At 70.5% G+C, this 12,594-nt stretch carries 17 protein-coding genes; 10 read left to right on the top strand and 7 right to left on the bottom strand.

Annotation, left to right across the window (positions count from 1 at the left end; genetic code table 11):
• Positions 1-25: 25 nt before the first annotated feature.
• Positions 26-235 (top strand): ferredoxin, encoded by a 210-nt coding sequence (locus ACFV9W_RS07155; protein WP_385756421.1) that lies wholly within the window; start codon positions 26-28, stop codon positions 233-235.
• Positions 236-347: 112 nt separating this feature from the next.
• On the opposite strand, the gene ACFV9W_RS07150 is transcribed toward ACFV9W_RS07155, so the two are convergent.
• On the bottom strand, positions 348-1,124 hold the full coding sequence (locus ACFV9W_RS07150) for a hypothetical protein (protein ID WP_385756419.1): 777 nt from the start codon (positions 1,122-1,124) through the stop codon (positions 348-350).
• A 140-nt stretch (positions 1,125-1,264) separates the two neighbouring features.
• Positions 1,265-2,164 carry a virginiamycin B lyase gene (locus tag ACFV9W_RS07145; RefSeq protein WP_385756418.1) on the bottom strand — a complete coding sequence of 300 codons (900 nt, stop codon included), beginning with the start codon at positions 2,162-2,164 and terminating at the stop codon, positions 1,265-1,267.
• 401 nt (positions 2,165-2,565) lie between these two features.
• Here ACFV9W_RS07145 and ACFV9W_RS07140 point away from each other — a divergent pair, with 401 nt between their 5' ends.
• The gene (locus tag ACFV9W_RS07140) at positions 2,566-3,615 is read left to right on the top strand and encodes a pentapeptide repeat-containing protein (RefSeq protein ID WP_385756562.1); all 1,050 of its coding nucleotides are present in this window, start codon (positions 2,566-2,568) and stop codon (positions 3,613-3,615) included.
• A 19-nt stretch (positions 3,616-3,634) separates the two neighbouring features.
• Here ACFV9W_RS07140 and ACFV9W_RS07135 read toward each other — a convergent pair whose 3' ends face one another.
• Together ACFV9W_RS07135 and ACFV9W_RS07130 are read right to left on the bottom strand one after the other, a co-directional pair.
• Entirely contained in the window at positions 3,635-3,943 is a 309-nt protein-coding gene (locus ACFV9W_RS07135) for a GNAT family N-acetyltransferase (protein ID WP_385756416.1), read from the bottom strand.
• Positions 3,944-4,003: 60 nt separating this feature from the next.
• Positions 4,004-4,522 carry a carboxymuconolactone decarboxylase family protein gene (locus ACFV9W_RS07130; RefSeq protein ID WP_385756414.1) on the bottom strand — a complete coding sequence of 173 codons (519 nt, stop codon included), beginning with the start codon at positions 4,520-4,522 and terminating at the stop codon, positions 4,004-4,006.
• 114 nt (positions 4,523-4,636) lie between these two features.
• Here ACFV9W_RS07130 and ACFV9W_RS07125 point away from each other — a divergent pair, with 114 nt between their 5' ends.
• From ACFV9W_RS07125 to ACFV9W_RS07095, 7 genes are all read left to right on the top strand, one after another.
• Positions 4,637-5,626 (top strand): pirin family protein, encoded by a 990-nt coding sequence (locus tag ACFV9W_RS07125; RefSeq protein ID WP_385756413.1) that lies wholly within the window; start codon positions 4,637-4,639, stop codon positions 5,624-5,626.
• 85 nt (positions 5,627-5,711) lie between these two features.
• Positions 5,712-6,050: a GNAT family N-acetyltransferase gene (locus ACFV9W_RS07120; RefSeq protein WP_385756411.1), complete on the top strand. Its 339-nt coding sequence runs from the start codon at positions 5,712-5,714 to the stop codon at positions 6,048-6,050.
• A gap of 111 nt (positions 6,051-6,161) precedes the next feature.
• Complete coding sequence (locus ACFV9W_RS07115) at positions 6,162-6,833, top strand: hydrolase (RefSeq protein ID WP_385756409.1); 672 nt, start codon at positions 6,162-6,164, stop codon at positions 6,831-6,833.
• Between the two features lie 77 nt (positions 6,834-6,910).
• The gene (locus ACFV9W_RS07110; protein WP_385756407.1) at positions 6,911-7,252 is read left to right on the top strand and encodes an ArsR/SmtB family transcription factor; all 342 of its coding nucleotides are present in this window, start codon (positions 6,911-6,913) and stop codon (positions 7,250-7,252) included.
• 3 nt (positions 7,253-7,255) lie between these two features.
• Positions 7,256-7,804, top strand: coding sequence for an SRPBCC family protein (locus ACFV9W_RS07105; RefSeq protein ID WP_385756406.1), 549 nt, complete (start codon positions 7,256-7,258; stop codon positions 7,802-7,804).
• Complete coding sequence (locus ACFV9W_RS07100; RefSeq protein WP_385756405.1) at positions 7,804-8,424, top strand: dihydrofolate reductase family protein; 621 nt, start codon at positions 7,804-7,806, stop codon at positions 8,422-8,424. Before ACFV9W_RS07105 ends, ACFV9W_RS07100 begins: the two co-directional genes overlap by 1 nt.
• A gap of 96 nt (positions 8,425-8,520) precedes the next feature.
• Positions 8,521-9,552: an NADPH:quinone reductase gene (locus ACFV9W_RS07095; RefSeq protein WP_385756403.1), complete on the top strand. Its 1,032-nt coding sequence runs from the start codon at positions 8,521-8,523 to the stop codon at positions 9,550-9,552.
• 78 nt (positions 9,553-9,630) lie between these two features.
• On the opposite strand, the gene ACFV9W_RS07090 is transcribed toward ACFV9W_RS07095, so the two are convergent.
• The 3 genes from ACFV9W_RS07090 to ACFV9W_RS07080 are packed head-to-tail and all read right to left on the bottom strand — an operon-like array spanning position 9,631 to position 11,824.
• Positions 9,631-10,488 carry an aldo/keto reductase gene (locus ACFV9W_RS07090; protein WP_385756402.1) on the bottom strand — a complete coding sequence of 286 codons (858 nt, stop codon included), beginning with the start codon at positions 10,486-10,488 and terminating at the stop codon, positions 9,631-9,633.
• Positions 10,485-10,919, bottom strand: coding sequence for a cupin domain-containing protein (locus ACFV9W_RS07085; RefSeq protein ID WP_385756400.1), 435 nt, complete (start codon positions 10,917-10,919; stop codon positions 10,485-10,487). Before ACFV9W_RS07085 ends, ACFV9W_RS07090 begins: the two co-directional genes overlap by 4 nt.
• Positions 10,916-11,824 carry a helix-turn-helix transcriptional regulator gene (locus tag ACFV9W_RS07080; RefSeq protein WP_385756399.1) on the bottom strand — a complete coding sequence of 303 codons (909 nt, stop codon included), beginning with the start codon at positions 11,822-11,824 and terminating at the stop codon, positions 10,916-10,918. The genes ACFV9W_RS07085 and ACFV9W_RS07080 overlap by 4 nt, the downstream gene beginning before the upstream one ends.
• Positions 11,825-11,986: 162 nt before the next feature.
• Between ACFV9W_RS07080 and ACFV9W_RS07075 the strand changes: the two genes are divergently transcribed.
• Entirely contained in the window at positions 11,987-12,322 is a 336-nt protein-coding gene (locus tag ACFV9W_RS07075) for a carboxymuconolactone decarboxylase family protein (protein ID WP_385756397.1), read from the top strand.
• Positions 12,323-12,594: the final 272 nt, after the last annotated feature.

The following is a 12,594-nucleotide window of genomic DNA, read 5'->3' as shown; positions in this document are numbered from 1 at the left end:
ACCGGGAGAGGAGCGGACGGACACCATGAAACTCACCGTCGACCAGGACAGGTGCTGCGGCGCCGGCGCCTGCGTCCTGTCTGCGCCGGACGTCTTCGACCAGCGCGACGAGGACGGCATCGTGACACTTCTGACCACCGACCCCGCCCCGGCACACCACGCCTCCGTACGGGAGGCGGCGGCGATGTGTCCGACGGCGGCGATCGGTGTGGACGAGCCCCCAGTGTCCGAGTGAACGGGACACCTGCGCCCGACTGAGCGAGACACCTGCGCCCGAGTGAACGGGACACCTGTACCCGACTGACCGTCAGAAGCCCGCGGCCAAGCGGCGCTTGAGGCGCGACGGATCAGATGTTCGGCGCGGCCGTGACCTTGCCGGACGGTGCCTTCGCGCCGACGGGCGCGCCGAAGTCGAACCACGTGATGGTCTGGTCGCCGGTCCCGTCGGTGTACGGCGTCTCCTGCTGCACCAGGTAGGGCTTGCCCGTGGTGGCGACGCTGTACGTGGCCTTCTTGCCCGGGGCCGTGCCCGTGCCGATGACCGTGGCGACGGGCTGGCCCGCCACCTCGGCGGCGGAGCCCTTCGTCAGCTTGATGGAGGGCTTCTCCTGCGCGCCGAACTGCTCGCCGTGGCAGTAGCTCACGAGCACCTTCGTGAGGGAGGTGGTGGGCGAGCCGTGCATCCACTGGCCGGCCTTGACCGTGCCGGCGCCGTTCTTCTTGGCCGAGGCCGAGAAGGTGGCGTCGACCTTGCCCCAGACGTCGTTGCCCTTGCGGATGACCTCGAAGGAGCCCATGTCCTTGAGGTCGACCGTGCCGACGCACTCCGTGGCGGACAGGCGGAGGTCGGCCTTGGCGTCGGAGCGGGACATGACCTCGTGGACCGAGCCCGCGGCGGCCTTCGTCTCCAGGCCCTTGGCGCGCAGCTCGGCCGCGGCGAGCTTGTCGACACCGTTCGGCTTGGCGTCGGCCTTGGCCGGCTTGTCGGTGGCGGCCGACGGCTTGCCGTCGCCGTCCGAGGCCTTGTCCGAACCGCTGTTGCAGGCCGTCAGCGACAGCAGCGCGGCGGCGCAGACGAGCGCGGTGGCGGTGCGGCGGGCGGACAGGACGTGCGTGTTGTTCATCAAAATCCCCGTTGTTCCCCGTGAATGGCCGGTTGCCGTATGTGGCATGTCCCATTCAATCAGTGACGGGTGACACCTCGTGACGGGGGGTCGACTCAACGTCGTGAACGTCGACCTGGTATCCGATGGCCGTTGGCGGTTCAGGCGTCCGTCGCGCTCGGGTCGAGGCGGGCCAGCGCGCCCGTCTCAAGGGCGGTCCACAGCGCGCCGTCCGGGCCCACCGTGATGCCGTGCGGTTCGGAGGCCGGGGTGGGCAGGTCGTGGACGGTGATCGTGCCGTCGGAGGTGACCGAACCGACCCGGTTGGCGCCCCACTCGGTGAACCACGCGGTGCCGTCCGCGTCGGTGGTGACGGCGTGCGGCCGCGCCGACCGGTCGGGCAGCGGGTACTCGGTGATCCGGCCGTCGGGTGTCCTGCACCCGATCTGACCGGCCGCGATCTCCGTGAACCAGACGGTGTCGTCGCGGGCCACGGTGACACCCACCGGCGCCGCCCCTTCCGTGGGCAGCTCGTGCACCGTGACACGGCCGTCCATGTCGACGCGGCCGAGGGCGTTGGCCTGGTTCATCGTGAACCACATCGCGTCCTCGCCCGCGGCGAGCGCGGAGGGGAAGGTGCCGGTGCCCGGCAGCGGGTACTCGGTGACCGAGCCGTCCGTCGTGATGCGGCCGACGCGGTCGGCGGTGGTCTCGGTGAACCACAGCGCGCCGTCAGGGCCGGCGGCGATGCCGAACGGGCCGCACTGCGCGGTCGGCAGCGGGAACTCGGTCACCTCCCCGGCGGTGCTGATCCGGCCGATCCGGTGCGTGCGGTACAGGGTGAACCACAGGGCGCCGTCCGGGCCGGTGCAGATGATGGTCGGGCCGCTGTCCGGGTCCAGTTGGTGAAACACCGGCTCCTGCCCCGGGACGAGCCGGCCGATGCGGCCGCTGTGCACCAAGGTGAACCACAGGGCCCCGTCCGGGCCGTTGGTGATCGCGTACGGGCCGCCGGCGGCGTCGGTGACCACGTGCTCCTGGACTGTCCGTGTCGTCGTCATTGCTGCTCCAGTCCTTCGGTGGCGGCGATACGGGCGATGTCCTGCGGGGAACCGCCCATGATGGTGTGCGCGGCCCTGTCGTCGGATGTCACGCGGGAATCCCTCCATCATGGACTCTACGGGGCGGGGCAGGCGGCGGGACGGCACCGCTGCTGGTTCCTGCCCAGTATGCGCAGCGACCCCTCCGGACGCCGGCGGAGTGCGGGGGCGGCCGCACAGCAACTGCGGTGCGTCCGCCGCGGGTTCACGCTCTTGATCGACTCTTGCGCGGCGCCTAAGGTCTCCTGTTCATGGGGATGGGGGAGCCGGACCATGGGCGCCGGGCGTGGAGAGGCGGGCCTCTCGTACGTCGGGTGGGTGCGGGTCTGCTGGTGGTGGCCGGGCTGGCCGTGCTGGGCGCGATGTTCGTCGTGCTGCCGGGCGTGGTGGTCGGCCACGATCTCGGCGGGGCGAAGGTCGACGCGCAGGACCGGCTGAAGGCGGTCAACGATGTCCGTACGACACTGCTGCAGGTGGTCGGCGGCCTGGTCCTGCTCTTCGGCGCGTACGCCACCTGGCGCCAACTGCGGGTGAGCCAGGACGGGTTGCGTGCCACGCAGGAGGGCTACGTCACCGACCGGTTCAGCCGCGCTGTCGACCAGCTCGGCAGCGACAAGCTGGATGTGCGCATCGGTGGGCTGCACGCGCTGTGGCGGATCGCGGAGCAGTCGGACCGCGACCGGGAGGCGGTCATCTCCATCCAGGCCGCATATCTGCGCACCCACCTGCCCTGGCCGCCCACCGCCCCGGAGGCACCCGCGGCGGACACACCCATCAACGACATCGCGCCCCTGGAGACGCGCGCCGCGGACGCGCAGGTGGCGCTGACCGGGCTCGGTGTGCTGTGTCGGCGCCGGGAGAGTTCCTGGGTCAACCTCAGCCTCACCGACCTGCGCCGGGCCGACTGCGACGGACTGTGGTTCCCCGATGTCAACTTCGACCGCGCCTGCCTGGAGGCGGCGGGCCTGTACCGCGCCAACCTGGCCCAGGCTTCCCTGGTCTCGGTCAACCTGCGGCACGCCGACCTCACGACGGGAACCCTCCGCCGGGCCCGCTGCGTACTGGCCGACCTACGGGCCGCGAAGCTGGTCCAAGTCGACCTGCGCGACGCCGACTTCACCGGCAGCGACCTGCGCGAGGCGAACCTGCGCAAGGCCGACGCCCGCGGCGCGGTCCTCCGCCGCGCCGACCTGCGCATGGCGGACCTTCGCGGCACCGACCTGAGCACGGCCGAGCTCGCCGAGGCACGTCTGACCGGCGCGCTGGCCAGCGAGCACACCCGCTGGCCCGAAGGCTTCGACCGGGCGGCCGCCGGAGTCGTCGACAGCGAGGACCCGGGACCCGAGCCCTCGCCGCTGCTCCAGCCGCCCAGCATGACGCAGCCGGCACCACCACTGCGGTCCGCTCCCTGACCGGGCGCCTACAGAAGGGTCAGTCCTCGACCTTGCTGCGGCTCTGGTAGGCGAGGTCCTGGTAGTCGGGGTGCCGGGCCATCCAGCCGGAGATGAACGGGCACACGGCCAGCACCCTGAGCCCGTCGGCCCGGGCGGCGTCCAGTGCGGCGCGCGCCAGCGCCGAACCGACGCCCTGCCCGTTGTACTCCGGGTCGACCTCGGTGTGCGTGAAGACGACGAGCCCGCTCTCCTTGGTGCGCATGTACTCGGCGAATCCCGCGTGCTGCCCGTCGACCCGGGCCTCGTAGCGGTTGGCGTCGGGGGAGTCGGTGATCTCGATGGCCATCGTGGGCCCTCCGTGTCGTGAGTGTCTTTTGCGTAGTTTGACGCAGTGGAGCGGATCAGGTCACTGGACCGCGGGGCTCGGCACGGCGGCCGCCCGGCGCACCGGGTGCTTGCTGAGGATGGAGACCCGGTTGAAGGCGTTGATGGTGATCGCGGCCCAGATCGCCGCGGAGATCTCGGCGTCGTCGAACACCTCGCGGGCCGCGGCGTACGCCGATTCCTGCGCGGCGGCGTCGTCCGGGTGGGTGACCGTCTCGGCCAGGCCGAGCGCCGCCCGCTCCCGGTCGGTGAACACGTCCGCGTCCCGCCACCCCGGCAGCACGCCGAGGCGCAGCGGGGATTCGCCGGCGCGCAGGGCGGTCCGGGTGTGCGTGTTGAGGCAGAAGGCGCACCCGTTGATCTGCGAGACGCGTACGTTGATCAACTCCAGCAGCTCGGGCTCCAGGCCCGCCGCGACGGCCGTGGCGCGAACCGTCTCGGCGGCCTGCCTGAAGGCCTGGTACGCGTCCGGGGACTGCTTGTCGATGAAGACGCGGCGCCGGTCCTGCGCGCCGGTGGTGGTCGCGGTGCTGCTGGTCATGGGTGAGCCCTCCCTCGTCGGTGGCCGCCGGTGGGAGTGGCGGTCCACGCCAATATAGTTTACCTTTCAATCACCTTGTGACGGGGAAGATCGAAAAAGAGGGGGCAGGGCATCATGTCCGCACACGAGCAGGCGCCGACCGAAACGGGACGCGCGACCGTGACACCACATCAGAACACCGTGGACGAGCGGCGGGTGGAGGTGCTCCCGGCCCGCGAGGTGCCGCTCGGCGGCCCCCGGGCGATGACCGTACGGCGCACACTTCCCCAGCGGGAGCGGAGCCTGATCGGCGCATGGTGCTTCGTCGACCACTACGGGCCCGACGCGGTCGCCGACACCGGCGGAATGGACGTAGCGCCGCACCCGCACACCGGCCTGCAGACGGCGAGTTGGCTGTTCGACGGCGAGATCGAACACCGCGACAGCCTCGGCACCCACGCCATGGTGCGGCCCGGCGAACTGAACCTGATGACCGCGGGACGGGGCATCAGCCACTCCGAGGTCTCCACCCCGGACACCACGACCCTGCGCGGCATCCAGCTCTGGATCGCACTCCCGGACGCCCACCGCGACACCGCCCCGGCCTTCCGGCACCACGCGCCCTCGACCGTCACCCTTGACGGAGCCGAGGCCAGGGTCTTCCTCGGCACACTGGCCGGAGACACCTCCCCGGTCCCCACCCACTCCCCGCTGCTCGGCGCGGAACTCGTACTCGAACCGGGCGCACACATCACCCTCGCCGTGGACCCGGCCTTCGAGCACGGCGTCCTGGTCGACGAAGGGGCCGTTCGGGTGGACGGCACGGCCGTGCCGTCCGCGCAGCTGGGCTATCTGCCCCCAGGCGCCGACACGCTCACCCTCGCCAACGACGCGAGCGGCCCGACGCGCCTTCTGCTGCTCGGCGGCACACCCTTCGGCGAGGAGATCGTGATGTGGTGGAACTTCATCGGCCGCAGTCACGAGGACGTCGTTGCGGCGCGAACGGAATGGGAGGCCGGGACGGAACGCTTCGGTACGGTCTCCGGCTACCCCGGGGCGCGCCTCCCGGCCCCCGAACTGCCCAACAGTCGCCTCAAGTCACGCGGCAACCGCCCGCGACGCTGACGCTCCGGGAACACGCCGACGTACCGACACGCCAACGTACCGACACACCAACGCCGTTCACGCGGAACACAAGGAGACAAGCGTCATGACATCTGCCACCACTCCGGTCGTGGAGCACCGCCCCGACGAGCAGCGCTACGTCATCACGGTCGACGGCGAACAGGCCGGCCTGACCGAGTACCGCGACCGTGACGACCAGCGGGTCTTCTTTCACACCGAGGTCGACGACCGTTTCGCGGGACAGGGCCTGGCCTCGACCCTGGTGACGGAGGCGCTGGCCGACGTCCGCGCCGCCGGCAAGCGCGTGGTCCCGGTGTGCCCCTACTGGGCCAAGTACGTCAAGAAGCGCCAAGAGGAGACGTCCGACGTCGTCGACGCGGTGACTCCGGAGGTCCTGACCTGGGTGCGAGGCCGGCTCGGCTGAATCGGGAGCCGTCCCCCCTCCGCCGAAGTCGGCGCGCCGCGGGAAGCCTTCGGCCGGGTCCGCCCGGCCGTGGGTACGCTCGGTCTGCCCAGACTCGAGAAGGGGACAGGCATGACCTCCGATGCCGCACACGTCAAGACGGCCCCCGAGCCGGTCCGTGACACCGCCGCCGACCATCTGCTCACACCGGACAACTGTGCCGTGGTCTTCATCGACTACCAGGAGGGCCAGTACGCCACGATCGGCTCGGCGAGCCGCGAGGAGATCGACCTCGGCGCCGTCACCCTGGCCAAGCTGGCCCGCGCGTACGAGATCCCCACGGTGCTGTCCACGGTGGCCGTGGGCATGGGTGTCAACCGGTCGACCGTCCCGGAGATCACGGAGCAGCTCCCGGACGTTCCCGAGATCGACCGCACCGGCGTCAACTCCTGGGAGGACGCCGACTTCCGCGCCGCGATCGGGGCGACCGGCCGCAAGAAGATCGTGATGGCCGGGCTCTGGACGGAGGTCTGCCTCGCCTTCCCCACGCTGGACATGCTCCGCGAGGGCTTCGAGATCTACCCGGTCGTCGACGCGGTCGGCGGAGTCTCCCCGGTCACGCACGCCACGGCGATCGAACGAATGACGCAGGCGGGCGCACAGCCGATCACGTCCCTCGCCTTCGGCTGCGAACTGATGCGCAACTGGGCCCGCCCGGACGCGGACCTGTTCCGAACGGTCATCAACGACTACTTCGAACGCAAGCGCGCCATCGGAGACAAGACCGGGACCCTCTTCAAGTAGCCGTCCGCACGGTGTGGCGGCCGCCCGGCGGGCACCGGCAGGGTTGACGTATTCCCATATCGGCATACGATGAAGTCATGGCACGAGCAGCGACGACGTCGGACGTCTTCAACGCGATCGCCGAACCGCAGCGGCGGGACATCCTCGCGCTGCTGCGGGCGGGGGAGCGGCCGGTGGGTGAGGTGGCCCAGGAGCTGGGGCTGAGCCAGCCGGGGGCGTCCAAGCACCTCCGGGTGCTCCGGGAGGTGGGTCTTGTGCGGGTCCGCGAGGCGGGCAAGCAGCGCCTCTACGGCTTGGACGCCGGCGGGCTGCGGCCGGTCCACGAGTGGGTCGGCGGCTTCGAGCGGTTCTGGAGCGAGAGCTTCGACCGGCTGGACGCCTACGTGCAGGACCTCAAGCAGACACGGCAGGGGGAGTGACCGATGGCAAGGGCGAGGCAAGACACACGGGCGGAGTCGGAGTCGGAGTCGGAGTCGGCGTCGACGTCGGCGCCGGAATCGGTGACGGCGGACCGGGAGGTCGTGATCTCCCGGGGGATCGACGCTCCGCGGGAGCTGGTGTTCGAGGCGTTCACCGAGGTCCGGCATCTGTCGCGGTGGTGGGGTCCGGAGGGGTTCACCACCACCACGTCGGCCTTCGAGTTGCGCGAGGGCGGTGAGTGGGTCTTCGTACTGCACGGGCCGGACGGGACCGACTACCCCGAGTGGATCCGCTGGCAGCGCATCGCGCCGCCGGAGCGGATCGAGCTGCTGCACGGCGAGTACCTCGACGACCCGAACTCCTTCGTATCGGTCCTGACCTTCGAGCCGGACGGCGCGGCGACGCGGATCGAGATGCGCACCGTGTTCCCCACCAAGGAACAGCGCGACGAAGCGGTCGAGAAGTACCACGCCGTCGAGGCCGGCCGGCAGACCCTCGGCAACCTCGCGGCCTACGTCACCGAGCTCGCAGGGAAGGGGGAGGAGCGCTGATGGCCGGGAAGGTGTTCTTCAGTGTGTCGATGTCGCTCGACGGGTTCATCGCACCCGCGTCCCTAGGCGAGTTGATGGGACGTCAGTGGATGGAGCTGCAGCAGTGGATCTTCCCGCAGCGGTTCTTCCGGGAGAATCTGAAGCTGGGCGAGGGTGGCGAGGAGGGGCGCGACAACGACATCGTGCGCGAGACGTTCGAGCGCACCGGCGCGAGCGTCATGGGCAAGCGGATGTTCGACGCCGGCGAGCAGATGTGGCCCGAGGACCCGCCGTTCCACACGCCGGTCTTCGTCGTGACACACACCAAGCGCGACCCCTGGGAGCGGGCGGGCGGCACCACGTTCCACTTCGTCAACGACGGCATCGAGGCCGCGCTCGACCAGGCCCGCGCCGCCGCCGGAGACCGTGACGTCCGGATCGCGGGCGGAGGCGAGACGATCCTGGAGTACGTGAACGCGGGGCTGGTCGACGAGTTCTCGATCGCGCTGTCGCCGGTGCTGTTCGGCTCCGGGATCCGCCTGTTCGAGGGCGTGGACGCGTCCAAGGTCGCGCTGGAGCCCGTCCGTTCGGAGTCCTCGCCGCGCGTGACACACCTGACGTACGCCGTACGCCCGAGGTAGCCGCGCCACCCTCAAGCGTCCGGCCCGGTGCGGGAGTCCCACCGCACGAACCCGCGCGTGGGGAATACGACGAGCGCAGTAGTGATTGGCCACAACATGAAGGCCATCGTGTACAGCAGCAACGGCGACTCCGAGGTCCTGCGGCTCGAGGAGCGCCCCGTCCCCGACCCCGGGCCCGGCGAGGTCCGCGTCGCAGTCCATGTCTCCGGCGTCAACCCCACCGACTGGAAGGTCCGGGCAGGTGTGTCCGGAAGTCTCGGGGACGGCGAGAGCCAGGTGCCGAACCAGGACGGCGCGGGCCGGATCGACGCCGTCGGCGAGGGAGTCGATTCCGCGCGGATCGGGGAGCGGGTGTGGCTGTACCTGTCCGCGGCCGGGCGCCCGGCCGGCGGCACGGCCCAGGAGTACCTGACCATCCCGGCCGAGCGTGCCGTGCCGCTCCCCGAGGGGGCCGGCTACGACCTGGGCGCGGCGCTGGGCGTACCGGCGCTCACCGCGCACCGGGCCCTCACCCTCGCCGCCGACGGGCCGGACCGGCTGGCGCCCGGCGCGCTCGACGGGTGGACCGTACTGATCGCCGGGGGAGCGGGCGCGGTCGGCAACGCCGCGATCCAGCTCGCCCGTTGGGCCGGGGCGACGGTCATCACGACCGTCAGCTCCCCGGAGAAGGCCGACCTGGCGAAGGCCGCCGGCGCCCACCACATCGTCAACTACCGTACGCAGGACACCGCCAAGGCCGTCCTGGAGCTTGCGCCGGACGGCGTGGACCTCGTCGCCGAGGTCGCCCCCGCGGTCAACGCCGAGCTGGACCTGGCGGTGACCAGGAACAACGCGACGATCGCCTTCTACGCCAACAACGGCGGCGACGAACTGCGCCTGCCGCTGCGCGCCACCTTCGGCAAGAACCTGGACTGGCACGGCCTGTCCCTCTACACGGTCCCGGCCGACTCGATGCGCAACGGCGTCGCCGCCGTCTCGGAGGCCGTCGCGGCCGGTGCGCTGCGGGACGGCGCCGAGGCCGGACTGCCGTTCGTCCGCTTCCCGTTGGGCGACACGGCCCGGGCGCACGAGGCCGTCGAGGGCGGTGCGGTGGGCAAGGTCCTCATCGACGTCAGGACCACCGCGTAGGAGTGGCGCTGCCTGCGCGCGCCATGCGCGCGCAGGCAGGCCCGGGCCCATGTCCAGACAGGCGGAGCTCGTCCGGCGCTACTTGCCGCTGTAGACGGGGAACACCGTGTGCTCCCCGTAGTCCACGTCCCGCAGGCCCCGCAGCGCTTCCATGTCGTCGCCGGAGATCTCGAAGTCGACCTCGGCGTTGGAGCGCATGTGCTCGGGGTTCGCCGTCTTGGGCAGTGACACCGTGCCCAGCTGCAGGGTGTAGCAGATGCACAGCTGAGGCACGGACACACCGTACTTCTCGGCCATCGCCCGGACCTCGGCGTTGTCCAGGATCGCGCCGTGGGCGATCGGCGAGTACGCCTCGACGAGGATCTCCTTGCCCGCGCAGTAGTCCAGGAGCTCCGCGGGGGTGTTGCCCGCGTGCACGAGCAGCTGGTTCACATGCGGCACGACGCTCGCGCTCTGGAGGATGTTCTCCAAGTCCCGCTGCTGGAAGTTGGACACACCGATGGAGCGGATCTTGCCCGCCTGGTACGCCTCTTCGAGCGCGCGCCATGCCGCACGGTTGCCGTCCGCGTAGTCCCCGCCGCGGAAGTCGTCCCACGGCTGCGGGCTGTGAATGAGCATCAGGTCGATGTAGTCGAGGCCGAGCTTCTTGAGCGACTCGTCGATCGAGGCGACCGCCTCGTCGTAGTCCTTGATCTCGGCGGCGAGCTTCGTCGACACGAACAGCTCGTCGCGGGGTACGGCGGCGGTGCGCACCCCCTCGCCGACGCCGCGCTCATTGCCGTAGGCCTGCGCGGTGTCGATGTTGCGGTAACCGATCTCCACGGCCGCGCGGACCGCCTCGGCCGCCTTGTCGTCGTCGATGAACCAGGTGCCGAGGCCCAGCTTGGGGATCTCGACGCCATGGGACAGCGTGTACGTCTCGTTCAGGATGGTCATGCGTTCGCTCCGTTCCTCGGCAGCTCGCCGTACACCTCGTCGGTGACCGGCTCGAGCCATTCATTGCTGACGCCTTCGCCCGGGGTGATGAAGGCGACGTGGGAGAACCACGAGTCGGCCTTCGCCCCGTGCCAGTGCTTCGTGCCCGCCGGGACGCGGACGACCGTGCCCGGCTCCATGCTGATGGGGTCCTCGCCCTCGGCCTGGTACCAGCCGCTGCCGGCCGTGCACATCAGGACCTGGTCACCGCCGCCGCTCGTGCCGTGGTGGATGTGCCAGTTGTTGCGGCAGCCCGGCTCGAAGGAGACATTGCTGACGGGGACGCTTCCCGCGGCGAGCGGGGCCAGGTAGCTCTGGCCGGTGAAGTACTGGGCGTAGGCGTCGTTCTTCTCGCCGAGCGGGAAGATCTGGTCGAATCCGTTGGCAGTCATGTGCTCGTGTTCTCGTGCTTTCTCCGGGGTGGTCCTGCGGTGGACGCGGTGGTTGTTGTCGCGGCGAGGCTCGCGAGCAGTTGCAGGCGCTCCTGGCTGGGTGAGCCGGGCTCCGCGGTGTAGATGAGGAAGGAGAGCCCGGGCTCGGCGGTCAGCTCCATCCCCTCGTACGTCAATGTGAGGTCGCCGACCTCGTGGTGGTGGAACTCCTTGGTGCCCGAGCCGTGGCGGCGCACATTGTGTGCGCCCCATCGGGTACGGAACGCGTCGCTGCACGTGGACAGCTCGCCGATCAGGTCGTGCAGCTGCTTGTCCCGGGGGTCCCGGCCGGCCTCGGTGCGCAGGATCGACACGGTGATGTCCGAAGCGGCCTCCCAGTGCGGGTAGAACACCTGGGCCCGCTCGTCGAGGAAGCAGTACCGCGCCAGGTTGCCCTGCCCCGGCCCGTCGAACACCTCGTCGTAGAAGGCGCGCCCGAGGGCGTTGGCGGCGAGGATGTCCATCCGGCCGTTGCGCACGAACGCGGGCCCGAGGGCGATCGCGTCCAGCGCACGGGTCAGGCTGTCCCTGGGCACCCACTTCTTCGACCTGCGCCTGCGCACGGGCCGGGCCGCGCCATTGGCCGCGCGGGCGAGGTCGAAGAGGTGCTCGCGCTCGGCGTCGTCCAGCTGGAGCGCCCGGGCGAGCGACTCCAGGACGGCGTCGGAGACACCGGCCAGCTGGCCGCGCTCGATCTTGGCGTAGTACTCCGGGCTCACGTCCGCGAGCATCGCCACCTCGCCGCGGCGCAGGCCCGCGACCCTCCGGTGACCGGAGACCGGCAGGCCGGCCTGCTCGGGAGAGAGGTTCGCCCGACGGGACATGAGGAACTCCCGTGCTTCGTTCCTGGCGTCCGTGCGATCCATGCGTTTCACGCTAGTCCGGGAAGCCGCTGTGAGGGATGCCCTGTCAGTACGCCCCTCACCGGGGACTCCCTCGCCCGGCAGGCGCGGCGATGTCATGGGCCTCGCACCTACAGAGATCGACGGACGCACACGGACGCACGTCGACACGGACAGGGAGACACCATGGCTGAGAACACGGGCACCGGCTGGACCGGCGGAAAGAACGCCTTCGGCGACTTCGCTCCGGGGATGGTGCATTACACCGACAGGGTGCTCTTTGACGAGGTCTGGGAGCGCGAGGGCCTGTCCAAGCGGGACCGCAGCCTGGTCACCGTCGCCGCGCTGACCGCGCTCGGGAAGATGGAGCAGCTGCAGTTCCACCTCGGCTTCGCCCGCCAGAACGGCGTCACCGGCGAGGAGCTGCAGGAGGCGCTGCTGCAGCTGGCGTTCTACGCCGGTTGGCCCAACGGCATGGGAGCGACGAGCGTGCTGAAGGGCATTGTCGAGCAGCAGGACTGAGCCAGTCCCGCCCCGGTGAGGCGTGGGAGGCACCGGGGGCGGGACCGGGGCCCGCCGCCCGGCGGAGCCGTTCCCAGGAGGGAGTTTCGACAACGTTGTCCGCACCCTTGTCGCAGGCTCCCGATGTTTGTACGTTGCACCAGGTATCACATAGGAAGCGCTTTCACCGCTTGCTCCCGGGAGGGGACATGACGCCTCGCGCAGTCACGCCGTCACGCCCGCGCAGACCCTTAAGGGCGAGGTCGCCGCACCTGAGAGCGAGATCGTGGCCC

Origin of the sequence: Streptomyces sp. NPDC059897 (assembly GCF_042730865.1) — a bacterium.
In the GTDB taxonomy this organism is placed as follows: Bacteria; Actinomycetota; Actinomycetes; order Streptomycetales; family Streptomycetaceae; genus Streptomyces.
Note: the sequence above shows the minus strand (reverse complement) of the source record. Positions and strands in the feature narration are given on the sequence as shown.